At 57.3% G+C, this 23,046-nt stretch carries 24 protein-coding genes, 1 tRNA gene and 3 pseudogenes; 20 read left to right on the top strand and 8 right to left on the bottom strand.

Annotation, left to right across the window (positions count from 1 at the left end; all coding sequences use genetic code 11):
• Positions 1 to 105: 105 nt before the first annotated feature.
• Together FX984_RS06645 and FX984_RS06640 are read left to right on the top strand one after the other, a co-directional pair.
• Positions 106 to 834: a response regulator transcription factor gene (locus FX984_RS06645; protein ID WP_027607324.1), complete on the top strand. Its 729-nt coding sequence runs from the start codon at positions 106 to 108 to the stop codon at positions 832 to 834.
• Positions 824 to 2,191, top strand: coding sequence for a sensor histidine kinase (locus FX984_RS06640; protein WP_146477151.1), 1,368 nt, complete (start codon positions 824 to 826; stop codon positions 2,189 to 2,191). The genes FX984_RS06645 and FX984_RS06640 overlap by 11 nt, the downstream gene beginning before the upstream one ends.
• A gap of 3 nt (positions 2,192 to 2,194) precedes the next feature.
• Here FX984_RS06640 and FX984_RS06635 read toward each other — a convergent pair whose 3' ends face one another.
• A complete protein-coding gene (locus tag FX984_RS06635; protein ID WP_027607322.1) occupies positions 2,195 to 2,710 on the bottom strand; it encodes a DUF2062 domain-containing protein in 516 nt (171 codons plus the stop codon).
• 135 nt (positions 2,711 to 2,845) lie between these two features.
• Between FX984_RS06635 and FX984_RS06630 the strand changes: the two genes are divergently transcribed.
• The 8 genes from FX984_RS06630 (at position 2,846) to murB (ending at position 9,701) form a co-directional block, all read left to right on the top strand.
• Positions 2,846 to 5,071 (top strand): ComEC/Rec2 family competence protein, encoded by a 2,226-nt coding sequence (locus tag FX984_RS06630; RefSeq protein WP_223841606.1) that lies wholly within the window; start codon positions 2,846 to 2,848, stop codon positions 5,069 to 5,071.
• Positions 5,072 to 5,180: 109 nt separating this feature from the next.
• Complete coding sequence (locus tag FX984_RS06625) at positions 5,181 to 5,816, top strand: MotA/TolQ/ExbB proton channel family protein (RefSeq protein ID WP_027607320.1); 636 nt, start codon at positions 5,181 to 5,183, stop codon at positions 5,814 to 5,816.
• Entirely contained in the window at positions 5,813 to 6,241 is a 429-nt protein-coding gene (locus tag FX984_RS06620; protein ID WP_027607319.1) for an ExbD/TolR family protein, read from the top strand. The genes FX984_RS06625 and FX984_RS06620 overlap by 4 nt, the downstream gene beginning before the upstream one ends.
• Positions 6,241 to 7,251, top strand: a complete 1,011-nt coding sequence (gene lpxK / locus FX984_RS06615) for a tetraacyldisaccharide 4'-kinase (RefSeq protein WP_074847165.1) — start codon at positions 6,241 to 6,243, stop codon at positions 7,249 to 7,251. Before FX984_RS06620 ends, lpxK begins: the two co-directional genes overlap by 1 nt.
• Positions 7,252 to 7,274: 23 nt before the next feature.
• Complete coding sequence (locus tag FX984_RS06610; RefSeq protein WP_003174668.1) at positions 7,275 to 7,460, top strand: Trm112 family protein; 186 nt, start codon at positions 7,275 to 7,277, stop codon at positions 7,458 to 7,460.
• Positions 7,457 to 8,221, top strand: coding sequence for a 3-deoxy-manno-octulosonate cytidylyltransferase (kdsB, locus tag FX984_RS06605; protein WP_027607317.1), 765 nt, complete (start codon positions 7,457 to 7,459; stop codon positions 8,219 to 8,221). The genes FX984_RS06610 and kdsB overlap by 4 nt, the downstream gene beginning before the upstream one ends.
• Positions 8,221 to 8,685, top strand: coding sequence for a low molecular weight protein-tyrosine-phosphatase (locus FX984_RS06600; protein ID WP_027607316.1), 465 nt, complete (start codon positions 8,221 to 8,223; stop codon positions 8,683 to 8,685). Before kdsB ends, FX984_RS06600 begins: the two co-directional genes overlap by 1 nt.
• Complete coding sequence (gene murB, locus FX984_RS06595) at positions 8,682 to 9,701, top strand: UDP-N-acetylmuramate dehydrogenase (RefSeq protein WP_146477153.1); 1,020 nt, start codon at positions 8,682 to 8,684, stop codon at positions 9,699 to 9,701. Before FX984_RS06600 ends, murB begins: the two co-directional genes overlap by 4 nt.
• A 63-nt stretch (positions 9,702 to 9,764) precedes the next feature.
• Here murB and FX984_RS06590 read toward each other — a convergent pair whose 3' ends face one another.
• Positions 9,765 to 10,436 (bottom strand): Bax inhibitor-1/YccA family protein, encoded by a 672-nt coding sequence (locus tag FX984_RS06590; protein WP_027607314.1) that lies wholly within the window; start codon positions 10,434 to 10,436, stop codon positions 9,765 to 9,767.
• Between the two features lie 152 nt (positions 10,437 to 10,588).
• On the opposite strand from FX984_RS06590, the gene FX984_RS06585 reads away from it, so the two are divergent.
• A tRNA-Ser gene (locus FX984_RS06585) sits at positions 10,589 to 10,679 on the top strand.
• A 116-nt stretch (positions 10,680 to 10,795) separates the two neighbouring features.
• On the opposite strand, the pseudogene FX984_RS06580 reads toward FX984_RS06585, so the two are convergent.
• Together FX984_RS06580 and FX984_RS06575 are read right to left on the bottom strand one after the other, a co-directional pair.
• Positions 10,796 to 11,080: pseudogene (locus tag FX984_RS06580) on the bottom strand (site-specific integrase); the annotation flags it as partial.
• A 74-nt stretch (positions 11,081 to 11,154) separates the two neighbouring features.
• On the bottom strand, positions 11,155 to 11,355 hold the full coding sequence (locus FX984_RS06575) for a hypothetical protein (protein ID WP_146477155.1): 201 nt from the start codon (positions 11,353 to 11,355) through the stop codon (positions 11,155 to 11,157).
• 23 nt (positions 11,356 to 11,378) lie between these two features.
• On the opposite strand from FX984_RS06575, the pseudogene FX984_RS06570 reads away from it, so the two are divergent.
• The 4 genes and pseudogenes from FX984_RS06570 to FX984_RS06555 form a co-directional block, all read left to right on the top strand.
• Positions 11,379 to 11,555 (top strand): annotated as a pseudogene (locus FX984_RS06570) (LexA family protein); the annotation flags it as partial.
• Positions 11,551 to 12,828: pseudogene (umuC, locus tag FX984_RS06565) on the top strand (translesion error-prone DNA polymerase V subunit UmuC). The pseudogenes FX984_RS06570 and umuC, both read left to right, overlap by 5 nt.
• Before the next feature lie 108 nt (positions 12,829 to 12,936).
• Positions 12,937 to 13,128, top strand: coding sequence for a hypothetical protein (locus FX984_RS06560; RefSeq protein WP_146477157.1), 192 nt, complete (start codon positions 12,937 to 12,939; stop codon positions 13,126 to 13,128).
• A gap of 73 nt (positions 13,129 to 13,201) precedes the next feature.
• On the top strand, positions 13,202 to 14,107 hold the full coding sequence (locus FX984_RS06555) for a hypothetical protein (RefSeq protein WP_146477159.1): 906 nt from the start codon (positions 13,202 to 13,204) through the stop codon (positions 14,105 to 14,107).
• Positions 14,108 to 14,247: 140 nt separating this feature from the next.
• On the opposite strand, the gene FX984_RS32680 is transcribed toward FX984_RS06555, so the two are convergent.
• From FX984_RS32680 to FX984_RS06540, 4 genes are all read right to left on the bottom strand, one after another.
• Positions 14,248 to 14,925, bottom strand: a complete 678-nt coding sequence (locus FX984_RS32680; RefSeq protein ID WP_223841605.1) for a hypothetical protein — start codon at positions 14,923 to 14,925, stop codon at positions 14,248 to 14,250.
• A 98-nt stretch (positions 14,926 to 15,023) separates the two neighbouring features.
• On the bottom strand, positions 15,024 to 15,998 hold the full coding sequence (locus FX984_RS32675) for a hypothetical protein (protein WP_223841604.1): 975 nt from the start codon (positions 15,996 to 15,998) through the stop codon (positions 15,024 to 15,026).
• Between the two features lie 340 nt (positions 15,999 to 16,338).
• Positions 16,339 to 17,001 (bottom strand): hypothetical protein, encoded by a 663-nt coding sequence (locus FX984_RS06545; RefSeq protein ID WP_146477161.1) that lies wholly within the window; start codon positions 16,999 to 17,001, stop codon positions 16,339 to 16,341.
• Between the two features lie 674 nt (positions 17,002 to 17,675).
• The gene (locus tag FX984_RS06540) at positions 17,676 to 18,188 is read right to left on the bottom strand and encodes an RIP homotypic interaction motif-containing protein (protein WP_146477163.1); all 513 of its coding nucleotides are present in this window, start codon (positions 18,186 to 18,188) and stop codon (positions 17,676 to 17,678) included.
• A gap of 759 nt (positions 18,189 to 18,947) precedes the next feature.
• Here FX984_RS06540 and FX984_RS32670 point away from each other — a divergent pair.
• The 5 genes from FX984_RS32670 to FX984_RS06510 all read left to right on the top strand — a co-directional run bounded on the left by FX984_RS32670 (position 18,948) and on the right by FX984_RS06510 (position 23,020).
• Positions 18,948 to 19,511, top strand: coding sequence for a hypothetical protein (locus FX984_RS32670; RefSeq protein WP_223841603.1), 564 nt, complete (start codon positions 18,948 to 18,950; stop codon positions 19,509 to 19,511).
• A gap of 312 nt (positions 19,512 to 19,823) precedes the next feature.
• Positions 19,824 to 20,720, top strand: coding sequence for a hypothetical protein (locus FX984_RS06525; protein ID WP_027607311.1), 897 nt, complete (start codon positions 19,824 to 19,826; stop codon positions 20,718 to 20,720).
• 30 nt (positions 20,721 to 20,750) lie between these two features.
• The gene (locus FX984_RS06520) at positions 20,751 to 21,035 is read left to right on the top strand and encodes a hypothetical protein (RefSeq protein ID WP_027607310.1); all 285 of its coding nucleotides are present in this window, start codon (positions 20,751 to 20,753) and stop codon (positions 21,033 to 21,035) included.
• Between the two features lie 101 nt (positions 21,036 to 21,136).
• Positions 21,137 to 21,769, top strand: a complete 633-nt coding sequence (locus FX984_RS06515) for a hypothetical protein (protein ID WP_027607309.1) — start codon at positions 21,137 to 21,139, stop codon at positions 21,767 to 21,769.
• A gap of 501 nt (positions 21,770 to 22,270) precedes the next feature.
• On the top strand, positions 22,271 to 23,020 hold the full coding sequence (locus FX984_RS06510; RefSeq protein ID WP_027607308.1) for a hypothetical protein: 750 nt from the start codon (positions 22,271 to 22,273) through the stop codon (positions 23,018 to 23,020).
• Positions 23,021 to 23,046: the final 26 nt, after the last annotated feature.

The following is a 23,046-nucleotide window of genomic DNA, read 5'->3' as shown; positions in this document are numbered from 1 at the left end:
ATTAATGACAGAGGGCAATCTTCGGGCCGTTGGACGCCGTGTGGCGATTGCCTGCGGCGGGGTTATCTTGAATAATCAGTGATTGAGAATGACTTGCAGACGCTAATGAATCCCGCGGCAGTTGGCCTACCCCGTATCCTCACAATTGAAGATGACCCCGTGCTGGGTGCCTATGTGCACGAGCATTTGGGGCGCTGTGGCTTCCAGGTCACCTGGTGCCAGAACGGTCAGCAGGGCCTGGAGATGGCGCGCGACCAGGCATTCGACGTGGTGTTGATGGATATTCTGCTGCCGGGCCTGGATGGCTTGTCGATCCTCACCCATTTGCGCCGGAGCCATTCGATTCCGGTGATCCTGATGTCGGCCCTGGGCGCTGAAACCGATCGCGTCAGCGGTTTTCGCCTGGGGGCCGATGATTACCTGCCCAAGCCCTTCAGCATGGTTGAGCTGCGCGTGCGTATCGAAGCCATCCTGCGTCGAGTGGCCCTGGATCGGCGCCCGTTGCCGACGCTTGCGCCCGTGCGCGAGGACACCCGCACGCTGCGTTTCGATGATGAGCTGTGCGATGTTTTTCATCAGGAGCGCTGGGCGGGCCTGACCCGCAGCGAATATCGCCTGCTGGAAACCCTGCATCGCAACGCTGAAGAAGTCCTCAGCAAAGCCTTCCTCTACCAGCACGTGTTGCAACGGGGTTATGCGCCCCATGATCGCAGCCTCGACATGCATATCAGCCAGATCCGCCGCAAGCTCAAGGCCATCGGCTACACCGAGCGTGAGGTGCGCACGGTGTGGGGCAAGGGCTATGTGCTGAGCGGTCACGACGATGGGCTTTGAGGCATCGCTGAAACGGCTGCCGGGCAGGCACTCGTTATTCTGGAAGCTCGCCTGCCTGCTGATCGCCTTCTGTTTGCTGATGATCTGGCTCAGTTGGTCCTGGGGTCGGTACATGGAGCAAAAGAACGCCTACCTGTCCGATGAGGCCAGGAGCACCTTGAGTGGTTATGCGGCAGGCGCCGAGCAGGCCTGGAACCAGGGCGGCAATGCCGGCGTCGATGCGTGGCTGCAGGCAATGGGCAAGCGCGAAAGCACGTGGGTCGGGGTGATCGGCAATGACTTGCAGTCGTTGAGCAGCTACCCGCTGACCGATACGGAAAGCCAGCGCCTGACCTTCCTGCGGGGCCTGGACTGGCCGGTCAGTCGCCACGTCAAGGGGTTGCCGTGGTTGAAGATCCCGTTTGCGGTGGATCCGGGCGCCGGTTCGTTGGTGATTGAACTGCCGCAGCGCTTTATGCCGGGGCGCTACCAACTGTTCTGGCGGGTGCTGACCAACGGTGTAATTCCCGGTCTATTTACCTTGTTGCTATGCATCGGTCTCTATCGGCTGCTGATCATGCCCCTCAATCAACTGCGCGAGCAGGCCAACGCATGGCGTGCCGATCAGTTGAATACGCGGATGTCCCACGACGCCACCAGCCGCCAGGACGAATTGGGCGAGCTGGGGCGCGCGTTTGATCATATGTCCGAGCGCTTGCAGGGTACCGTGATGCTGCAACAGCAGCTGTTAAGGGACATGTCCCATGAACTGCGCACGCCCTTGAGCCGTTTGCGGGTGGCCTGCGACAGTGAGCAGGATCTTGCGCGCCTGCGTGAGCGGCTGGGGCGGGAGATCGACGCCATGCAGCGCCTGGTGGAAGACAGTCTGCAACTGGCCTGGCTGGATACCGAGCGGGCGCCGCTGCCCAAAGAAGATATTCAGGTGCAGGCGCTGTGGGACATGCTGCGCGAGAACGCGTGCTTTGAAAGCGGTTGGCCGGCATCGCGGCTGCCCTGCCTTCTGGGCGCCGACAGTTGGGTGCGGGGCAACCTGAATGCCCTGGCCCAGGCCCTGGAGAATATCCTGCGCAACGCCATACGCCATTCCCCGGCGCAGGGGATCGTGTGCCTGGATGGATGCCGCGAGGGGGAGTATTGGCACCTTTGGTTGGAAGACCAGGGCGGGGGAATCGATGAGCAGGATCTGGAGCGAATCTTTGCGCCGTTTACGCGGCTGGACGGTTCGAGGCCCGGCGATGGTGGCTTCGGGCTGGGCCTGAGCATCGCGCGCAATGCCGTGCAACGCCAGGACGGCAGCCTGTGGGCGGAAAATACCGGCCAGGGCCTACGTGTGTACCTGCGGTTGCCGGCGCGATAGGTCTCAGCCTCGGCGCTGCTTGCGCTTTTTCCATTGGTGCGCGACCCACCAGCGCCAGTACCCCATGGTCAGGCAGTAGGCCAGTGCGCCCAGCACCAGCCCCAACACCACCGAACCCAGCAGGAAGGGCTGCCACAGCGTGCTCAACTGGCCGCTGATCCATTCCCAGGTCAGGTCGTCGGGCAGGCTGCGCGGTGGCACATTCATCAGCCAGGCGCCGGTCATGTAGGTGCAGATGAACACCACCGGCATGGTGATCGGGTTGGTCAGCCATACCAGGCTGATGGCGATGGGCATATTGCCGCGCACGGTGATCGCCAGCACTGCCGCCAGCAGCATCTGCAACGGGATCGGGATAAACGCCGCGAACAAACCCACGGCCATTGCGCGTGCCACGGAGTGCCGGTTCAGGTGCCAGAGGTTCGGGTCGTGCAGCAACGTGCCAAGAAACTGTAATGACTTGTGTTCCCTGATACTGGTGGGGTCGGGCATGTACCGTTTGAATAAGCGCCGAGGCATAGGGGGTCCAGGTCAGTTCGAGGGGCAAGTATGCCCGCATTCTATAAACAGAAAATTCAGACTTTGTGACAAAACATCATAGGACACGCTGGGCCCTCGTCTAAGACTGAGTGGATCACTTGAAAAGGAGGGTTCATGAAGACAGGGATGTTCGCGCTCGCGCTGGGGTTGCTTGCCTTGCGTTTTTTACCGGCGTTGCCGTCGACGGGGTGGCTGATAGCCATGTTGGTGCTGGCATTGATGCTATTGCCCTTTCGTACGTCGCCACTGGCATTTTTCCTGCTGGGCTTGAGCTGGGCCTGCATCAGTGCGCAGTGGGCGCTGGATGATCGACTAGGGCCGGTGCTGGATGGCCAGACGCGATGGCTGGAAGGCCGTGTAACCGGGTTACCGCAGCAGACAGGGACGGGCGTGCGTTTTGAGCTGGCCGACAGCCAGGCGCGCAACGCCCGGTTGCCCAAGCGCATCCGGGTGTTTTGGCACGGCGGGCCGCCGGTACGCAGTGGCGAGCGCTGGCGTCTGGCCGTGACGCTGAAACGGCCTGCCGGGCTGCTCAATTTTCACGGTTTCGATCAGGAGGCCTGGCTGCTGGCCCAGCGCATTGGCGCCACCGGCTCGGTGAAGGATGGTGAGCGCCTGGCGCCGGCGCGTCATGCCTGGCGTGACACGGTCCGCCAACGCCTGATGGCGGTGGACGCCCAAGGCCGCGAGGCGGGCCTGTCGGCTTTGGTGCTGGGGGATGGCTCCGGGCTGGCGGCCGAAGACTGGCAGGTGTTGCAGGACACGGGCACGGTGCATCTGCTGGTGATTTCCGGCCAGCACATTGGCTTGCTGGCGGGGTTGATCTACGGCTTGGTCGCGCTACTTGCACGCTACGGCTGCTGGCCCCGTACCTGGCCGTGGCTGCCTTGGGCGTGCGGCCTGGCGTTTGCCGCCGCGCTGGGGTACGGCCTGCTGGCAGGGTTTGGCGTGCCGGTGCAACGGGCCTGCGTCATGGTGGGGCTGGTGTTGTTGTGGCGCCTGCGCTTTCGTCATCTGGGCTTCTGGTGGCCGTTGTTGCTGGCACTCAATGGCGTGCTGATCCTGGAGCCACTGGCCAGCCTGCAACCCGGATTCTGGCTGTCCTTCATGGCTGTCGCGGTGCTGGTCCTGGGATTTGGTGGGCGGTTGGGGCCGTGGAGTGTCTGGCAGGCATGGACACGTCCCCAGTGCTTGATTGCCGTTGGTCTGTTTCCTGTGTTGCTGGTGCTCGGCTTGCCCGTCAGCGTCAGTGCGCCGCTGGCCAACCTGGTTGCCGTGCCGTGGATCAGCCTGGTGGTGTTGCCCCTGGCCTTGCTGGGGAGCGCATTGTTGCCGCTGCCGTATGCGGGTGAGGGCTTGTTGTGGCTGGCGGGTGGGGCGCTTGACGGGTTGTTCCGGAGCTTGGCATGGCTCGCTGGGCTAATGCCTGCCTGGATACCGGCCGAGGTGCCCCTGGGTTACTGGCTGATCAGCCTGGTCGGCGCGGTGCTGTTACTGCTGCCCAGCGGCGTGCCGTTTCGGCCCCTGGGCTTGCCGCTGCTGTTGTTGGCCGTGTTTCCACCCCGCGAGCTCGTGCCCCATGGGCGGGTGGAGGTGGTGCAACTGGATGTCGGGCAAGGTCAGGCCTTGATCCTGCGTACCCGCCATCACACGTTGCTCTACGATGCCGGCCCGCGTTCGGGGACGGTTGACCTTGGTGCCCGTGTGGTAGTGCCTGCGTTGAAAAAACTCGGCGTCGGGACGCTGGATATGATGCTGCTGAGCCACGCCGACGCCGATCATGCCGGTGGGGCGTCGGCTGTGGCCCGAGGGTTGCCGATCCGGCGTGTCGTGGGCGGTGAAACCGAGGGGTTGCCCGGGTTTCTCGCCACCCAGCCCTGTGTCAGCGGCGAACGGTGGGAGTGGGACGGTGTGGCATTCGAGCTGTGGCAGTGGCCTGATGCGATTGATGGCAATCCCAAGTCCTGTGTTCTGCAGGTCCAGGCCAATGGTGAGCGGCTGCTGCTCACGGGGGATATTGATCGGGCTGCCGAGCGAGCATTTCTCGCGTCTTCGCTGGCCGTGCGCACCGATTGGCTGCAATCGCCTCACCATGGCAGCCGCAGTTCGTCGTCGTGGCCTTTTCTACAGCGGCTGGCGCCCACGTCGGTGCTGATTTCCCGTGGGCGTGGCAATGCGTTCGGCCATCCTCACCCGCAGGTAGTAGAGCGCTACCAGCGACTGGGCAGCCAGATATACGACAGTGCCGAGCAGGGCGCGGTGCGTGTGCAATTAGGGGCTTTCCAGCCACCGACTGTTGCGCGTAGTCAACGCCGTTTTTGGCGCGAAACGTTACCCTGAGCCGGCCATGCCAAAGACCGGCGCCTGGGACAGACGGGTCCATGGCCGACGAACCCCGCCGCCGAACCTATATGGTAAAGTGGCGCACTTTTTCGAGGGGACATTCACTGTGTGGGAATTGGTTAAATCTGGCGGCTGGATGATGTTGCCCATCATCCTGAGCTCCATCGCCGCACTCGGCATCGTTGCCGAACGTTTGTGGACCCTGCGCGCCAGTCGCGTCACCCCCGAGCATCTGCTGGGGCAGGTCTGGAGCTGGATCAAGAACAAGCAACTGGACAAGGACAAACTCAAGGAACTGCGCGCCAACTCGCCCCTGGGTGAGATCCTCGCCGCCGGCCTGGCCAATTCCAAGCATGGTCGCGAGATCATGAAGGAGTGCATCGAAGAGGCCGCCGCCCGGGTTATCCATGAACTTGAGCGCTATATCAACGCCCTCGGCACCATCGCAGCCATGGCGCCGTTGCTCGGCTTGCTGGGGACGGTACTGGGCATGATCGATATTTTCAGCTCGTTCATGGGCTCGGGCATGACCACCAACGCGGCCGTGCTGGCCGGCGGTATCTCCAAGGCCCTGATTACCACGGCGGCGGGCCTGATGGTCGGTATTCCTTCGGTGTTCTTCCACCGTTTCCTGCAGCGGCGCATCGATGAACTGGTGGTCGGTATGGAGCAGGAAGCCATCAAGCTGGTGGAAGTGGTGCAGGGCGACCGTGATGTGGACCTGGTTGGGGGCAAAGCGTGAAATTTCGCCGCAAGCAACGGGAAAATGTCGACATCAACCTCGCGTCGTTGATCGACGTGGTGTTTATCCTGCTGCTGTTTTTTGTCGTCACCACCACCTTCACCCGGCAGACCGAACTGCGCGTCGACCTGCCGGAAGCCGTGAGTGGTTCGCCGGCCGAAGACCAGGAAGTCAAGCAACTGGACATCGCCATCAGCGCCGACGGGGCGTTTTCGGTGAATAACCAGGTGCTGGAGAAAAACGACCTCGCCAGCCTCATGGCGGCCCTGGAGAAAGAGTCCGGCGGCGATACCAAGATGCCGTTGTCCATCAGTGCCGATGGCAAGACCCAGCACCAGGCCGTGATCACGGCGATGGACGCCGCCGGCAAGCTCGGTTTCAGCCATCTGCGCATGAGCACTGTCGAGGCGGCGAGCCAACCCTGATGGCCATGTCCGATCGTTTGCTCAAGGCCTGGTACGAGGGCCATCCGGCGCTGGCGTTGTTGCGGCCACTGGAGTCTTTGTATCGCCGGGTCGTGCAGCGCAAGCGCGCGCGGTTCCTGGCGGGAGAGGGCGAGATCTATCAATCTCCGGTGCCGGTGGTGGTGGTCGGTAATATCACCGTGGGCGGCACCGGCAAGACGCCGTTGATCCTGTGGTTGATCGAACACTGTCGGCGCAGTGGCCTGCGGGTGGGTGTGGTCAGTCGCGGGTATGGCGCCAAGCCGCCGCAGTTGCCATGGCGCGTCGAGGCGAGCCACAGCGCCACTGTGGCGGGCGACGAGCCTTTGCTGATCGTGCAGCGCTGCGGCGTGCCGCTGATGATCGATCCCGATCGCAGTCGTGCGGTGCAGGCCCTGCTTGCCAGCGAGACCCTCGACCTGATCCTCTCCGACGACGGGCTGCAACACTACCGCCTGGCCCGTGACCTGGAACTGGTGCTGATCGACGCCGCCCGGGGCCTGGGCAATCGCCGTTGCCTGCCGGCGGGGCCATTGCGCGAACCGGTTGAGCGTTTGCACAGTGTGGATGCACTGCTCTACAACGGTGCCGGCTCGGATCGCGACGATGGCTTTGGGTTTCGCCTGCAACCCACCGCACTGGTCAACCTGCACAGCGGCGAGCGCCAGTCGCTGGCTTACTTTCCTGAGGGGCAGCAGGTACATGCGGTCGCCGGTATCGGCAACCCGCAACGTTTCTTCAACACCCTCGAAACGCTACACTGGCAGCCGATTCCCCATGCTTTCGCCGACCATGCGCCCTACAGTGCCGAGGTCTTGAGTTTTACCCCGTCATTGCCACTGGTCATGACCGAGAAGGACGCGGTGAAGTGCCGCGCCTTTGCCCAGCCCGACTGGTGGTACCTTGCGGTGGATGCGGTGCCGTCGCCGGCGTTCGTCGCCTGGTTCGACACGCAGCTGATGCGTCTGCTGCCCGCCCGTCTTTTGCCTTAAACGCTGCTATCCAGGAAACACTCATGGACACCAAACTGCTCGACATCCTCGCTTGCCCGATCTGCAAAGGCCCGCTCAAGCTCAGCGCCGATAAAACCGAGCTGATCAGCAAGGGCGCCGGCCTGGCGTACCCGATCCGTGATGGCATCCCGGTGATGCTGGAAAGCGAAGCCCGCACCCTGACCACCGACGAGCGCCTGGATAAATGACCACAGCCTTTACCGTTGTCATTCCTTCCCGCTACGCCTCGACACGCCTGCCGGGCAAGCCACTGCAACTGATCGGCAGCAAGCCGATGATCCAGCTGGTGTGGGAGCAGGCCTGCAAAAGCAGCGCTGAGCGTGTCGTGGTGGCCACTGATGACCCGCGCATCATCGAAGCCTGCAAAGGGTTCGGCGCCGAAGCGGTGCTGACCCGTGAAGATCACAACTCCGGCACCGATCGCCTGGCCGAAGTGGCCACGCAGTTGGGCCTGGCGCCCGACGCCATCGTCGTCAATGTGCAAGGTGACGAGCCGTTGATCCCGCCGGGCGTGATCGACCAGGTGGCCGCCAACCTGGCCGCCCATGGTGAAGCGCGTATGGCGACCCTGGCCGAGCCGATTGAAGACATCGACACCCTGTTCAACCCGAACGTGGTCAAGGTGGTCAGTGATGTCAACGGCCTGGCGCTGACTTTCAGCCGTTCGACCTTGCCCTGGGCGCGTGATGCCTTCGCCAGGAACCCTGACCTGTTGCCGCAAGGCGTGCCGTACCGTCGCCATATCGGCATCTACGCCTACCGTGCCGGTTTCCTGCATGACTTCGTCAGTTGGGGGCCGTGCTGGTTGGAAAACACCGAATCCCTGGAGCAGCTCCGAGCCCTCTGGCACGGTGTACGTATCCACGTGGGGGACGCCTTGGAAGCACCGCCTGCGGGTGTCGATACCCCGGAAGACCTTGAGCGCGTCCGTCGCCTGCTGGGGGCCTGATGGAGGTTCTGTTTGTCTGCCTGGGCAATATCTGCCGCTCGCCCACCGCCGAGGGCGTACTGCGCCATAAATTGCGCGAAGCCGGGCTGGCGGGGCAGGTCGATGTTGCGTCCGCCGGCACCGGCGAATGGCATGTCGGCAACCCGCCGGACCCGCGCAGCCAACGTGCGGCGCTGGTGCGCGGCTACGATTTGTCGGCCCAGCGGGCCCGGCAGGTCTCCCGCGCCGACTTTGCGCGCTACGACCTGATCCTGGCCATGGACCACAGCAACCTGCGCAACCTCAAGGCCATGCAGCCCGGCCAGGGCAAGGCGGAGCTGGACCTGTTCCTGCGCCGCTATGAGGCTGAAGTGGACGAGGTGCCGGATCCCTACTACGAAGGTGAACAAGGCTTCGAACGGGTCCTGGACCTGATCGAGCGGGCGTGCGATTTACTGGTGATCGAATTGAAGGGACGGTTATGACCTTGCAAGTGCGGACGCAGGTGTCGCTCAAGCCATTCAATAGCTTTGGCATTGATGTGCGTGCCCAACTCTTCGCCGAGGCCCTCAGTGACGCCGATGTGCGCGAGGCACTGGCCTATGCGTCGACCCGGGCGTTGCCCTTGCTGGTGATTGGCGGTGGCAGCAACTTGCTGCTGACCCAGGACATTCCTGCCCTGGTGTTGCGTATGGCCACCCAGGGCATTCGGGTGCTTCAGGATGATGGCATGCAGGTGGTGGTCGAAGCCGAAGCCGGCGAAGCCTGGCACCCGTTTGTACTGTGGACCCTGGAGCAGGGCTTCTGCGGCCTGGAAAACCTCAGCCTGATCCCCGGCACCGTCGGTGCTGCCCCCATGCAGAACATCGGTGCCTACGGCGTGGAGATCAAGGACGTCTTTGCCGGCTTGACCGCCCTCGATCGCCAGACGGGCGAGTTGCGTGACTTCAGCCTGGAAGAATGCAACTTTGCCTACCGCGACAGCCTGTTCAAGCACGAAACCGGGCGCTGGCTGATCCTGCGGGTACGCTTCGCCCTGAGTCGCGCCAGCCGCCTCAAGCTCGACTACGGCCCAGTGCAGCAGCGCCTGGCAGGGCAGGGGATCACCGAGGCGACACCGAGCGATGTCAGTCGCGCGATTTGCAGTATCCGTAGCGAAAAATTGCCCGACCCGGCAGTGCTTGGCAATGCCGGCAGCTTCTTCAAGAACCCGCTGGTGTCCAAGGCCCTGGCTGAAGAGTTACAGGCGCAGTATCCGGACCTGGTAGCTTACCCGCAGGCGGATGGGCAGATGAAGCTGGCCGCTGGCTGGCTGATCGACAAGGCCGGCTGGAAGGGTTTTCGTGACGGCGATGCCGGCGTGCATGTCCTGCAGGCGCTGGTGCTGGTCAACTATGGCGGCGCCACAGGGCACGATATTGCCAACCTGGCCCAGCGTATCCAGCGCGACATCGCCCAGCGTTTCAAGGTCGAGCTGGAAATGGAACCCAACCAGTACTAATGCAGTGAAAACAAAAATGCCCCGCATCTTTCGATACGGGGCATTTTTTATGCAACAAGTAAATCAGTCGTCGCGGCTCATGATGCCGAAGATCTGCAACAGGCTGATAAACAGGTTGTAGATCGACACATACAGGCTGACGGTCGCCATGATGTAGTTGCGCTCACCGCCGTGGATGATGGCGCTGGTCTGGAACAGGATGCACACGGAGGAGAACAGCACAAAACCCGCGCTGATCGCCAGTTGCAGGCCGCTGATCTGGAAGAACATGCCCGCCACCACCGCTGCCAGCAACACGAAGAAGCCCGCGGTGATGAAACCACCCAGGAAGCTCATGTCCTTGCGGGTGACCAGCACGTAGGCCGACAGACCACCAAACACCAGGGCGGTCATGGCAAACGCCGAGCTGACCACTTCCGCACCACCGGCCATGCCGAGGTAACGGTTGAGGATCGGGCCGAGGATAAAGCCCATGAAACCGGTCAAGGCAAACGCCGACACCAGGCCCCAGGCCGAGTCACGCAGCTTGTTGGTCAGGAAGAACAGGCCATAGAAACCGATCAGTACGACAAAGATATTCGGGTAGCCGACGTGCATCTGCTGGGCCACGAACGCCATTAAACCGCTGAATGCGAGGGTAAGGGCGAGCAGTCCATAGGTGTTGCGCAACACGCGGCTGACTTCAAGCTGCTCAGCCTGCGCGTTACCATTCACTGCGTAATTCTGTTCGCGCATGGCGACACTCCTTCGGTTTTGAAACGTTCAGTCGCAAAGATCATAACAGACGCTCTGTAACAAGCGATGGCGAGAGTTTGACAGTGTGTTTCATTCGGGTATTATGGCGCCCGCTGAGACAAGATGGGCTATCCTAATCCTGTGATGCACAAGGGAAATTGGCAGAGTGGTTGAATGCACCGGTCTTGAAAACCGGCGAACGTTAATAGCGTTCCCAGGGTTCGAATCCCTGGTTTCCCGCCAAGATTAACGTGAAAGCCCCACAAATGTGGGGCTTTCGTGTTTCTGGCCTTCGGGTAGGGAGCAACGGTTTTTCACAGGCGTTCCGAAACTTTCGGGTAGGCGTTCCCAAACTTTGCCTATTTGGAGGGTTTGGCGGTCGCTCCAATCCTCCTGTACACCCGTTTGGTGATCTCCTGCTTACTGTGGCCCAACAGCAGACTCGCATCGCCAATGTCGATGATTTCCGATGCTGCCTTGGGCCGGATGTCTCGAAACTGAAACCCACCAATTTTAGCGGCTAGCATAGGGTCGCCCTGTTCCAATGCGTTCTGCTGCGCTTTCTCTCGCGCCTTGTCCCAGCGCAAGCGCAACATGCCTTTCGTCATCCTTTTTCCGTATTTATTGATCAGTAGGTACGGCGACCAGTCTCACCTGCCGCCGCCAAGGACTTCACACTTGCTTGCAGCTGCTCCATGTAGCCCATAAGTCCCCCAGGTCAAAGGTGCGCATCGTCGTAGAGCTTGCGGCTCTCCAGTTGCTGAGTGATTTCTCGCTGATGCTGATCAAGGTACGGCTGTAGGCCACGGGCAAGCTGCGCAGGATCCTTTACATCGCCCTGTACCGTCAGATGAAGGGGCGCGTTGATATCAACCTTCTGCTCGATCTTCGGCGCCGGCGGTTTTGGCGGCACCGCCATCAACGAAACCGCAGCGGGTGACCCACGGGCATGTGGTGGTGGCACTGCTGAACAATGAGACCGTCTGCAAGCGCTTGTGTAAGCGCGGTCGGGAAGTTGTCCTGCTTTCCGAAAATCCCAAGTTCCCGGCACGCTACGTTCTCGAAGGCGACGAACTGTCGATCTGGGGCGTGATCACCAGCACAGTGCGCAGCCATGTCCAAGCAGCAGCCCACCTTCGCACTGATCGATTGCAACAGTTACTATGCCAGCTGCGAGAGAGTATTTCGGCCCGACCTGGCGAAGGTGCCCATCGTGGTGCTGAGCAACAACGATGGCTGTGTCATCGCCCGTAGCTAGGACGCGAAGCCCTTCATCAATATGGGCGAGCCGTATTTCCAGATCAAACACAAGCTCAAGCAGCACGGTATTGTCCCTTTCTCCTCAAACTATGCGCTGTACGGCGACATGAGCGAGCGCGTGATGAGCCTGATCGAGGCGTTGGTGCCGACAGTTGAGGTGTACAGCATCGACGAGGCGTTCGCTGATCTGACTGGCATCGGTGGGCTGGATGACTTAGGTCGGCAGATTCGCGCCCAGGTGCTCCGTTGCACCGGTATCCCTGTCGGCGTAGGCATTGCTCACACAAAGACACTGGCGAAGCTGGCAAACCACACCGCTAAGCGCCTGCTGTCCCAAACCGGTGGAGTGGTCAACATCACCGACCCGGTTAAGCGTGATTGGGTGCTGCGTAATACGGATGTAGCGGAGGTTTGGGGTGTCGGTCGCAAAATGAAACTCCATCTCGATGCCATGGGTATCAAGTCGGCTATGGACTTGGCTAAGGCCGATCCGTGGACGCTTCGTAAGAAGTTCATCATTGTGATCGAGAAGACGGCTAGGGAGTTAGGAGGCACGCCTTGCCTAGAGCTGGATGAGCCGGATCCGCCAAAGCAGGAGATCTGCTGCAGTCGCATGTTCGGTAAGCGGCTGACGGAGCTGCCGCCCATCAAAGAGGCGGTGGCCACCTACATGATGCGTGCCTCTGAGAAACTCCGTGCTCAGAACTCGCTGTGCAAGAAGGTACGCGTGTGCATCCGCACTGGCATGTTCAACCCGGAGGAGGCGAAGTATGCCAATGGGGTGGTGGTGGATATGCCTTATCCCACTGATGATGTCCGGCTGCTAACGCAGGCAGCAGTGCGTGCGCTTGATCGAATATTTAGGCCTGGCTTCAAGTACAGCAAGGCAGAAGTGATGTTGCTCAATTTGTGCCAACCCGGCGAGTACACCGATGATCTATTCGTTACATCGCAACCAGCTGAAGCAACTCGGGTTATGACGGTACTGGATCAGATCAATGAGCGGTGGGGCAGGGGGACACTGCGTTCTGCTTGTGTCCCTAGAGGTCCTCAATGGGGTATGCGACGTGAGATGATGAGCCAGAGCTTTACTACTCGGCTTGACCAACTTTGGTCGATTCCTTGCAAGTAGGTTGGCTTTATCGGGTATAGGACGGGGTATGATCTGTCCATTTTAGACTACACCAGCGCCAGAACTATCTGCCAGGTACTGGCGAATCGCCATAAAATAGAGAGGCCTATGAATCCTAGCAAAATCCGAATCGGGGCGCGGGTCAGTGTCCCAAAAGAAAAAGTTTTACAATCTCGCCCTTGGGAAGAGCCATATGGAACCATCGTCAGCGTCAGCAACCCAGGCAGCGTATCGGTACGTTTAGACGGTGAATGCGCAACGATCATTACAGTCGCTCGCGATGAACTCGATGAAGAGTAAATTCCGCAAAATAAATAGCTAAATTATGTGATTTTTTCAGTATTTATTCGGAATACCAGGAAGCTACATGGTCATGAAGATAGAACAGAATAAACCGCAGCCATCGTTAAAAGTTTGTCAACTTTGTGGCGAAGAAGAAACAGGCGAAATCAGCCACATCATTCCACGCCTTGTATCAAAAGCCCTCGCTAAAGAAAGCGGATATCGGCTTAGAAATACTGAAGACCCCAACAAAATAGTGCAAGATACTTTGAAGCTACCATTTCTAGGGAAACAGTGCGAAGACCTATTCGAGAAATATGAAACTACGTTTGCGAAAAAATTTCAGTCTTACTTAAAAAAACCTGACGCGCCCTTGGAAATAGATGAACAATCATTTCGACTTTTGCTTTCAGTTTGTTGGCGGGTCGCGAAATACTTAATCCAGGCTAATCAAGATTCGCCTGACCAGATCGTTCACCTAATCAAACCAGAGCGCGTCTGGCGGCGCTTCCTACTAAACGAGACAGACTCTATTGACCCCTTCCATATCTATCTGTTCTTAGACAGAGATTTTAACGAGGTGGAAATTAAAGAATCTAAGTCCTTGACCGTGACTCACCTCAGATACGAGATGGGGATTGGTGTAAATGGTTATTATGGCGATAAATTCACTCGCCAAGCCGTACAAGCCAAACTCGGCCCTTTTATCATCTGCGGTCATATGCGCGACTTAGTAATAGACAGCTCAGCAGAAGCACAGCAGTGGCAGGCGTTCATAGTCAAACCAAATACTAAAATCCCTCACCATTCGAGAAAGCTTCCCGCAAGCGTGGTGAAAGCAGTTGATCAAAACAGTAATTTCTCGACAAAAAGACTGAGCGCCATGAGTGAGGAACAAAAAGCAAAGCAAAAAGAATTCGCCGACAAGAACCTAAAAGGTTCTATCGCGAATAAATACGTTCAAAAAGACATCGAATTATTTGATCCTGAAAAATAAAAACCAGATGCATTGCGATGGTGGGTTAGTTGTGCATCGCTACTCAGGTCTGCCCAGCCCGCTCCAGCTGGAGAAATGATTGGTTGCGCCTGCCGGCCACACTCCCTGTCATGCTCAGCCGCTACATGAAACAGAGCCAGTCACGCGCGGGCCAGAATTCTGCTCAACGGCCTATTAATTGCTGCAAAGGAGCTGATCACGCCATCCAAAACAAAATCCAGCGCCCTGCCATGTCCCTGATGCAATGTAGCAGTATCGAAGCCTTGGTCCTGCAATCTTTCGACAATCTTACTCACTGAATCGTGGGCGTCAGCGATACGAAGATCGTAGTTAACGAACAGCATTGCAATATCATCATTCTTGGCATTCCAGCCGTCTGGCTCATCTTTGCTTTTGAGCGCATCCGGCGCTTCACAGTTTTCATCAAACCTCGCTAGGATGTTCAGTAATCCCTGTAGAAGCTTTAAGGTACCTAGACTGGCGATCGACTTTCGCGGAACACCCATCGCTTCTAGAATCTGTTTGAGGAAACCATCGGGAAGTTTCTGCCAGATTTCATGTACGGATTTGCATCGAGCGAGAAAGCCTTGCTGGGTCATATCCAAGGAAGCTACTTGGGCAAGTTTTGTAACTTGAGGATAATTTAGCCAACCTTCAGCTTCAACTGCGTGCCGCGAGAACCCTAGCAGTTCGACAGCGGTTTTTTCTTGGCCTAGCGCCGTCCCGAGCTGGGAAAGGTTCTCTCCCAGGGATAACATTTGTGAGAGGAATCTATCCACTTTGGAAACAATGTGTTCTTCACTCAGGTCGCGCTTCACGATCCCTAAATCCACAGCGTGGATATGAGCATGTAAAGTTTCTCGAACTGGGACCCCCTTGTACAAGTCCCTTATTTCCACCTCAATTAGATTTCTTCCTACTCGCCGGCATCCTGAAAAAGACCACTGCCCATGTAAGAAGGGCTGCAGCTCCAATCACCATGCATATCAACAGGCGTACTATCATACAAACTGTTCTGTTCATACCGTTCGAGAAATCTATCGTCGAGATAGACCGTCATATCGCTCCTGACAATGTCGTTAGCGCTTGCGTGATTAACTTTGCCAACAACACCTGGCCAAGTCAGTCCATCTGCAGTCTGCTGAGGGCAAAGCTCACAGGATACGGCCACTACCGTGGCCCACACTTGAAGCAGCAAACCGCCCTCTGTTTCCCGAAGGTCACCTTCAAGCCAACTTCCCGGCGTACCAAGAGAAAAAAACTTAGAGCCATTCATCAATTTACGCAATGGAAGGCTGTCTTTGAGTGTCACTTGGTAGAAGAACTGACGAACGCCACGCCCGCCCCTAAGCCACAGATATTTGCGAAGATACTCGTTGGAAATTAACCATTTAACATCTCGGGAGGGACTGAAATTGTACTGAAAAGACACTTCTCCTTCCGCGACTCCGAACTCAGGAAGGCTCAAGTCGTCGTAAACTAAGCGCTGGTGCTCATTGCCAATGCAGCGTGGCGTTAAACCTAGTGACATCCATACTTTCTCGGCCAAGTTATAGGTGAAAAATAAGCTGCTACCCCAAGAGGCAACAACGTAATCATGACCGCTCACACTCGGCGCGAAATCTCGCTCGCTACCTTTCTCTCGGACAATTGGTAATCCGTGCGCCACAACACTGTCACAATGAAGGACTGGTGTCGCATTGCCGTCGTCAGGAACGACAGCCATCACCATGTGAACAGTCTCTCTGTTCCATTCTGAGCATTCGGTTTCCGTAAAACTACTTACCGCTACTCGTTCCAACGGATCGATTCCGATTGGCTCCAAAAGAGAGCGAAGGCGTTGCGGTAGTAGATCGGCCGAAATTGGAAAGTTTCCTAAGTAATCAAACATCAGCTTTCTCCTTGTCTGCTATTCCAACATACGGACCAAAAAACAATCTATTTGTAAGCAGAGTAGCAGCTACTCTGGCTTCATTGACGCTCAATGACTGCTTCTGGCCGAGGCTGTGTAAAAACACTTCGTGCAGATACAGCAATCAAAATCGGCGCGAAAATCACGTTCCTACGCAAAATCCAGGTCTGCTGACCAACCGAACGTCTGCAGATTTAACCTAGAAGCGAGGCATTCAAAACGGCGCCTGCGTTTTTACACAGCCTCGGCCGATAGCAGTCTGTCATAAGCTGTCATATTGCCCATCACCAGGCTTACCTGAGGCGATTCTGAGGTCAGCTCAGTCACCTTCATGGCCCTGATACCTCGTATTGTTGGGGTTCATCTGAGAGGACCGGTTGTTTGTTGCAGCTTTGTGCGCAGAGTTATTAGGGTTCAGCGTATCGCTCCGATCATCATTGTCACGCGTTGTCAGATGCTCGTTGGGGTAATGGTCCGAGGTCCCCAGACCAACGACCACGCGCTTTTGCCAAGCAGGGTATTCACGCGCTGGCTTGCTAGCATCGAACAAGTAATTCCAGAAGTCGTACTTATCTCCGATGTCTAATGCAACACCAGCCAGCATTGCTGTGGCAAACGGGTCTAGCTGGCAAAAGCAAGGGTTATCCGGGGTTGCGATTTCGCAGGCATGACGAATGAAAATTGGGGTCGCAGCACCTAACGCCTCGCACAGCTCAGAAACTGTATGCACTTGCTTGAGCTGCATGCTGCCCTTAGGCACCACCCAAGTGCACAGGTGACGGTGTTTGATTGGTAATAGGTTGGTATCTATAAGAGGGGGCTTAGCGGCGAGTTCAGTGACGCGTTTCCAGTTCGAATAGCCAGCCTGTGCAGCAACGTGGTCGAGCGCCGCAGCTAAAGGGAAACCAGAAGTGTTGCGATGAGACTTCGCTGCTAGTTTGAGTTTCTCGACAGCGGTCGCAGTGATATGAGGTTGGTCCATGCAGTGCTCCAAAAGTTGAAGCGGATCTATCCAGTGCCCACTGCCGAATTCCGCCAACTATGGAATCTACGCAAACCTTAAAAATTTCATCGTCCCGGCGAACCAGGTGAGCCAAGGTGGGCAGCATGCGCCGATGTGCGCATGACTGGGATAATACATCTCTGTACTGACTTTGCGCTACTAGCTCTTAGGCGGGTCTGAGAGGGGATGGATTTTTACCTATTCTAACGACCGCTTCTGGCTCGAACTGTGAAAACACGTTTGGCCGAAAGTTACCTGTTCGTTGTCACTCCGAGGTCATTAGCACGGTTAGCGTCATATTAACGAACTCCTGATTGCGATCTATCGCGCTCAGGCCGCGCTGTGTGCTAGCACCTGCTTGAAAATTGCTGCAAAGCGGGAAATTTCAGCTGATTAGTCTGTCCGGCTGGGGCGTTATGAGTGCTACGCCCAAACGTCATAGGCCGGCGGGGGGCCGAGGTCACAGTCGCATGCATGGGGCATAAATGGGGCAAACCGTACGCCAATCTATGCCGTCCAATGCCAATTATGCATTTATGCAATCATATGCGAACGAGCGGGTGGGCCAGCAACCACGGACTTGTCCGTTAAAACCGCCCCCATACCCCTACACAATCGGGGTGTGGAATCGGCCCGCGTCGAGATATCTAAATCTAAGCCCCGGCCAGGCCGATAAGCGCTCCCACTCCCGACCCAATGATCGAGGAAACAAGCGGGTGCTCAAGCATCTGTGCGATCCTCCCCTTTGCTTGTTCAACTTCCTCGCTAGAGGCGCCGCTCTCTTCAATTTTCTTGAGTAAGTCAGCAATGCCCTCCTGGATGTGTTGGGTATTGTGGTCGCCCACCTGGATGCCGGTCGAGTTACTAATATTGATGGTGGTGTGTTTGGAGGGTGGACTCTCTTTCTCGGGGCCTTTTCTCAGTTTGAGCGACCAGTGAGGGCCGATTGATACCAGCCCTTGGGAATAGTTGCATTCAGTGATGTAGTGAAGCTCGATTTTTCCATTAGGAAGAGTCCTTTCGAGGTGGTCACCGACATCAACATCGAGGCTTGGCTCGAAAATGGAGGCACTCGGTCCGATACGTGTGTTGTACGGCCCAAGCCTACGGCCATCTGTCTTGATCAGCCAGACCCGGTCGGTATGCATCGAGGCAAACGGGTTCATGCACAGCTCCTTCTGATTGGTGTCGTTGTGATATCACATGGCTAGAAATGATTCCAGGGTTTATAGCTAGTATAAGAAGCGCTGAAGCAGAATGGTGGGGCTGAGTCGGCCTGATAGCACATCGTTTTCCATGGTCGAGGGCCAAATGGTTTTCATAGATTTTTTAGAAAAGGCAGGGAAGGTCTGATTTTGGCATAGCTGATTCTGCGTAGGGAAAGGAGCGAAGTACCTGGTGAAACAAGGTATTTGATATAGAACGACAGAGGGGCAGAGAGGGGCAAAAACAGTTCCCAAACCAAAACCGCACCCCCTGTAGAATGCGGCCTGTAGCTTGGTCGGTAGCTGCGAGTAAAGGAACGCCAACGGCCTTCAAGGTACCAATCCGCTTGATTTTGCATAGCGGTCTTGAAAACCGGCGAACGTTAATAGCGTTCCCAGGGTTCGAATCCCTGGTTTCCCGCCAAGATTCAAACGAAAGCCTCGCGAAAGCGGGGCTTTTGTGTTTCTGGGGTTTGGCGATCTTCTGCTTACTGTGCCCTGTAGCAGACTCGCGCAGCCAATACTGATGATTGCCGATGCAGCCCGGGACCTGAATCAAGCAATTGAAGCCACTTCCACTGGCTCATTTAATTCGTGGTTTTTCCAGCCAGCTTTTGCTCGTCATCTTTTTATTTTTTTACTACTATCGTTCATCTGCGCACTCAAGGAAGAGAGGCTGAGCGCCTTGAGGCTGGTAGAAAAATTACACTCGATCATTGAATGAGTTATTACTTTTACCCAGAACCTAACGACTCAGCCATCCGTAATTACCTCTTGGTGGAACCGATGGATAAAATGTGTGGCATCGTTGTAGTGGTAGGGCTTGCCCTCTCTGGATGCGCTACGAAAACTCCCGAAAAACCTGATGTGACTCCACCTCCTGCCGTCGTCCAGGAAGCACCGCCTGAGGTCGCACCTTCGACCCCAGAAAAGTGGACTGTGCGATACGAGGCTGCACCTGTGAACGCCAGTGCTGACGCCCCGAAAGCAGCTTCTCTGGAGTCTGCTCAGTCAGAAACAGAAACAAATTTGAACCAAAATCGCGCTGAGCAATGCCGTAAAGAACTGGATGTTTTAAAGGTCTACAACAAAGCGTCTTACGATAAATACGAGGCGCAATACCAGGCCATTGCTGCCAAGACTGCCAAATACATGGAAATTAAAGACTCATTGGGTCCCGATTTAAACTACATGGTTATGCCGGCTTATCAATTTCAAATTCGTGAGTTCTGCTTCCGAGTTAAGACCCGTCTGTCGGAGCTTGTGCTTCGCCAAGCCCGATAATGATTCCACGTCCGGGGACGTCTTTTGCCAGCTGGTGAAACAAGCGCTGCATTGTCCGAAAGATGACGAGGGTCCCAGGCGTGGTTTCCCGCCAGGACTTAAACGAAAGCCCCGCCTTAGCGGGGCTTTCGTGTTTCCGGCCCCAATGTCGCGAACGTTGTGAACCCGTTGGCATTAACCCATATGCGCAGGGAACGATGTTAATGGGCCATGTTCCAACCTGCCGTGCCAAGCCCGCCCAATGACGGCAGGGTTCAATCGTCCCCGCATAAACAGCGGTGCGCGCAACCCCATTACAAGGACGCAAGCGTTATGCAGTCATCCCCCTCCCAAGCGCCTTCCGCCACCGGCGAACTGATCGCCAGTTTCCGTCACGGCAAGGGTTTTCTGATTTTCAGTTTGATATTTGGCGTTGTGTTGTTAGGTCTCGCCGGGTTTGTGTTGTATCTGGGCACGATCCTGCCACCGGGCAATGAAGGGCCGGTCAGCCTCCAGACGTCCCGTGGCATGGCCTTCAGCTTCAGCAGCCCCCATACCTTGATTTACGCCACCAGCGCTTTGCTGGCGGTTCTCGGGCTGGGTGTATTTGCCGCTTACGCCTGGCACAGGAAACTGCGTGCGCCGCTTTACGACGTGTATGAGCATGGCATCGAGCGCATCATCAACGATCAGCGCGAATACACCGCCTTTGCCGAGATTGATGACCTGTATCTGTTCGGCTCCGGGCAAACCGTGCTGACCGGCATGATCACCAACGTGGCTTACCGTCGTAATGCCTCCGAGCCGTTTCATCGAGTGATCGAGAGCCTCAAGGGTTTTCACGATTTCCAGCAGTTGGTCCGTGAGCTGCACGTACGTGCACGTCTGCCGGGGGTGCTGGCGACGCTGGAGTCGGGTGGGGCAGTCAGGTTTAATTGCATCAGCTCCGGGCAGGTCTGGGGCAAGCGTGTCAGCGGCAACTTCCTCAAAATCACCACGACGCCGATTGTGGTGAGCCAGGATTTTCTCGAATACCAGGGGCGCAAGGTGCCGATGTCGTCGCTGCGTACCGTCGACCTTAACGCCTGGACCGAAAAGGTGGTGATCAAGGACGAGAGCGGCAAACCCGTGTTGTCGACCATCGCCACCGGCATTCTGAGCCACGACCTGTTCCTCAACACACTCGATGCCGTGTTTGCGGCTGAAGAGCAAGCACGCGAGCCGGCTTGAGCCAATCGTGTCATTCATGAGGATTAAACGATGATCTATCGCGGCGCAGGCTGGCTGACACTGTTCACGCCGGTGGCCATGGTGTTGTTGCTGATGGGGGTGTGGCCCGACCCCAGCGTCAAACCCGGCAATACCTCACTGATGCAACTGTTGATGGGGGTGGGGATTGGCTCGGCCATCAACACCGTGCTGGGCTTTGTCCTGAATCGGCAGGTGCATGAAGATGGCGTGCGCCATCACTTCTTTTTCATGCCCATGCAGTGGCCGGCGCTGGCGATCATGATTGTCTGCGCGGTGATTGCCCTGCTCAAGTAAGGCCGCCCTTAGGCGGGCGTCCAACTAACGGTTTGAGGGGAACGCGAAGGTTCCTGGCTTTTCGCCCATTATTGAACGCTGCAACCCCTGGAGCCCGTTGGATGAACCGTCAAGACCCACCTCACCTTGTCGCCACGCTTCCCGGAGCGCCAAGCGCTGCAAGCCCTGTCGCGCACCCACCCACCTGGTATTACGGCCCGGATCTACCGAGCGTTGGCGGCAGTGGTCGGGGGATCCTGGGGTTCTACATTGCGCTACTGATGCTGTTGCCGGGCTACGGGCTGGTGATGTTGCTCCTGGCCGGGCTCGGAGCGCTGCAGGGCACGCCGGCCAGCGCTGAATCGAGTTTTACGACGTCGGCGCTCATCCTGTTCATGCTCGGTACCGCAGTGCTCATCGGTGCGATGTTTGCCTGGATGGCCTCTACGCCTCATGTGGAGGCCTTTACGTTCGATGAAAACCAGCAACTGCTCAGCCTCACGGTTATCCGTCGTGGCCGCGGGCCCTACGAAGTGCGGGTGCCATTCAGCAACATCATTTACGTCTGCCCCTACGTCCTCGCCCGGTTTGATCGCCATGGGCATTTCCACCTCGTGGGTCAGGGACCCAAGGACAAGGTTTTCGAATATCGGTTGGGTGAGGGGATCTCTCTGGACGAAATGGCGTTTCATGCTGAGTGGTTGCGGGGAATGATAGGGGCGCGGATGCACGAACTGGTGAATCTGGATAAATGAAACATTCGCGTTAATACCAGACGCGTAGTGTCGGGCCGTCCGCGCTTGAAACCCGCGCGAACTCTACTGCGGCAGCAATGGCATTTAAGTTGATGGGCCCAAATACAGGGCGAAACCTGCCCCAGCCACACGCGCAGCTGATCTTAAAGGCAGTGAACCATGGCTCAGCAGAAAAGCTGAGCCACCGATAGCAGGCAAATCACCTGGACAAAAATCTGAGCTCGAATGGGATGTTTCATCTGTGCGACCCTCCTGTACAGCTGCGTGGGGAAGTGCCGTGCGCGATGTAGATCCTCCCTGGATCGCCAACAACACTCGCAACTGTTCCATTGAGTATAGGCCCTGAAACGAATCTTTCACGATTGGGCCGATTCAGTCCCCCGGCAGGCTCTGCTTACAACTATCTGCCCAGCCCATCGCACTTTTTTTCATTTATCCAATCTATCCTTGTCCCAGCCCTGCCGATTTCCCGCGTGGGCAAAAGAACCAGATCGGGTGCCGATGGATCGCACGTTACTTTTATTCAAGACTCGACGAGTGCCTCGGCCCCTGTGGCTGGCCGTGGTGTTGATACTCTGCGCCAGTGGCTGCACCCAGCAGCAGGGGCGGGACATCGCCAAGCAGTTCAGCGATGGCAAACCCGATGAATTCTTCCAGACCAGTGTCGATCGCATGGCGACCCTGGGCATGCGCGACAACTTGCAAAGCCTGTATTTGCTCATGAACAAGCTCTATTTGCGCAACCCCAACCAGTGGCGCCAGTCGGGTTATCCGGATGCGGTGAGCGCTGCGCGGGAGATCCGCCTGGCCATTGAGCAGCGCCGCTCATTGCCCGCCCTCGGGGAGCGTCGCGACCTGGCAGCGCTGAGCTACTCCTTGAGCCCTGAGTTTCAGGGCGACCGGGTCGGGGCGTTTATCTATGCCATCGGCAGTATGATCGTGACCGCCCACGGTGGGCGTACCGAGTTCTACATTACCGACTCGATCAACCCGCAGTTCGTCAGCAATGCCGCGCGCAATATCGAGAAGGCCACCTGGCTGCTCAGCAAGCGCCAGGATGCAAACGGTGTCCTGCTCCTGTTTTCCAACGAGATCTCGGAGGAGGGCAGCAACCTGAGTTTCGCCGTCGAGTTCGGCAAGATTGTTGCGCGTCTGGACCTGTTGACCCAGATGCTCGACGAACGCTACCGCCGTATTGGGCTTAACTATGCACAAAGCCTGTTGTTGATGAATTTCCTGCCGGTGCAGTAATTGGGTTGTTCGGTATGCTGTTTCTC

This window comes from Pseudomonas marginalis (assembly GCF_008692035.1).
In the GTDB taxonomy this organism is placed as follows: Bacteria; Pseudomonadota; Gammaproteobacteria; order Pseudomonadales; family Pseudomonadaceae; genus Aquipseudomonas; species Aquipseudomonas marginalis.
The sequence above is the reverse complement of the archived record's forward strand: the minus strand, read 5'-3'. Positions and strand labels throughout refer to the sequence as shown.

Excerpts from the sequence above, each read along its gene's own strand:
- FX984_RS06645 (WP_027607324.1), top strand. The coding sequence starts at position 106 with ATGAATCCCGCGGCAGTTGGCCTACCCCGTATCCTCACAATTGAAGAT.
- FX984_RS06640 (WP_146477151.1), top strand. The coding sequence starts at position 824 with ATGGGCTTTGAGGCATCGCTGAAACGGCTGCCGGGCAGGCACTCGTTA.
- FX984_RS06635 (WP_027607322.1), bottom strand. The coding sequence starts at position 2,710 with ATGCCTCGGCGCTTATTCAAACGGTACATGCCCGACCCCACCAGTATC.
- FX984_RS06630 (WP_223841606.1), top strand. The coding sequence starts at position 2,846 with ATGAAGACAGGGATGTTCGCGCTCGCGCTGGGGTTGCTTGCCTTGCGT.
- lpxK (WP_074847165.1), top strand. The coding sequence starts at position 6,241 with ATGGCCATGTCCGATCGTTTGCTCAAGGCCTGGTACGAGGGCCATCCG.
- FX984_RS06610 (WP_003174668.1), top strand. The coding sequence starts at position 7,275 with ATGGACACCAAACTGCTCGACATCCTCGCTTGCCCGATCTGCAAAGGC.
- kdsB (WP_027607317.1), top strand. The coding sequence starts at position 7,457 with ATGACCACAGCCTTTACCGTTGTCATTCCTTCCCGCTACGCCTCGACA.
- FX984_RS06600 (WP_027607316.1), top strand. The coding sequence starts at position 8,221 with ATGGAGGTTCTGTTTGTCTGCCTGGGCAATATCTGCCGCTCGCCCACC.
- murB (WP_146477153.1), top strand. The coding sequence starts at position 8,682 with ATGACCTTGCAAGTGCGGACGCAGGTGTCGCTCAAGCCATTCAATAGC.
- FX984_RS06590 (WP_027607314.1), bottom strand. The coding sequence starts at position 10,436 with ATGCGCGAACAGAATTACGCAGTGAATGGTAACGCGCAGGCTGAGCAG.
- FX984_RS06575 (WP_146477155.1), bottom strand. The coding sequence starts at position 11,355 with ATGGCGGTGCCGCCAAAACCGCCGGCGCCGAAGATCGAGCAGAAGGTT.
- FX984_RS06560 (WP_146477157.1), top strand. The coding sequence starts at position 12,937 with ATGAATCCTAGCAAAATCCGAATCGGGGCGCGGGTCAGTGTCCCAAAA.
- FX984_RS06555 (WP_146477159.1), top strand. The coding sequence starts at position 13,202 with ATGAAGATAGAACAGAATAAACCGCAGCCATCGTTAAAAGTTTGTCAA.
- FX984_RS32675 (WP_223841604.1), bottom strand. The coding sequence starts at position 15,998 with ATGTTTGATTACTTAGGAAACTTTCCAATTTCGGCCGATCTACTACCG.
- FX984_RS06545 (WP_146477161.1), bottom strand. The coding sequence starts at position 17,001 with ATGGACCAACCTCATATCACTGCGACCGCTGTCGAGAAACTCAAACTA.
- FX984_RS06540 (WP_146477163.1), bottom strand. The coding sequence starts at position 18,188 with ATGAACCCGTTTGCCTCGATGCATACCGACCGGGTCTGGCTGATCAAG.
- FX984_RS32670 (WP_223841603.1), top strand. The coding sequence starts at position 18,948 with ATGAGTTATTACTTTTACCCAGAACCTAACGACTCAGCCATCCGTAAT.
- FX984_RS06525 (WP_027607311.1), top strand. The coding sequence starts at position 19,824 with ATGCAGTCATCCCCCTCCCAAGCGCCTTCCGCCACCGGCGAACTGATC.
- FX984_RS06520 (WP_027607310.1), top strand. The coding sequence starts at position 20,751 with ATGATCTATCGCGGCGCAGGCTGGCTGACACTGTTCACGCCGGTGGCC.
- FX984_RS06515 (WP_027607309.1), top strand. The coding sequence starts at position 21,137 with ATGAACCGTCAAGACCCACCTCACCTTGTCGCCACGCTTCCCGGAGCG.
- FX984_RS06510 (WP_027607308.1), top strand. The coding sequence starts at position 22,271 with ATGGATCGCACGTTACTTTTATTCAAGACTCGACGAGTGCCTCGGCCC.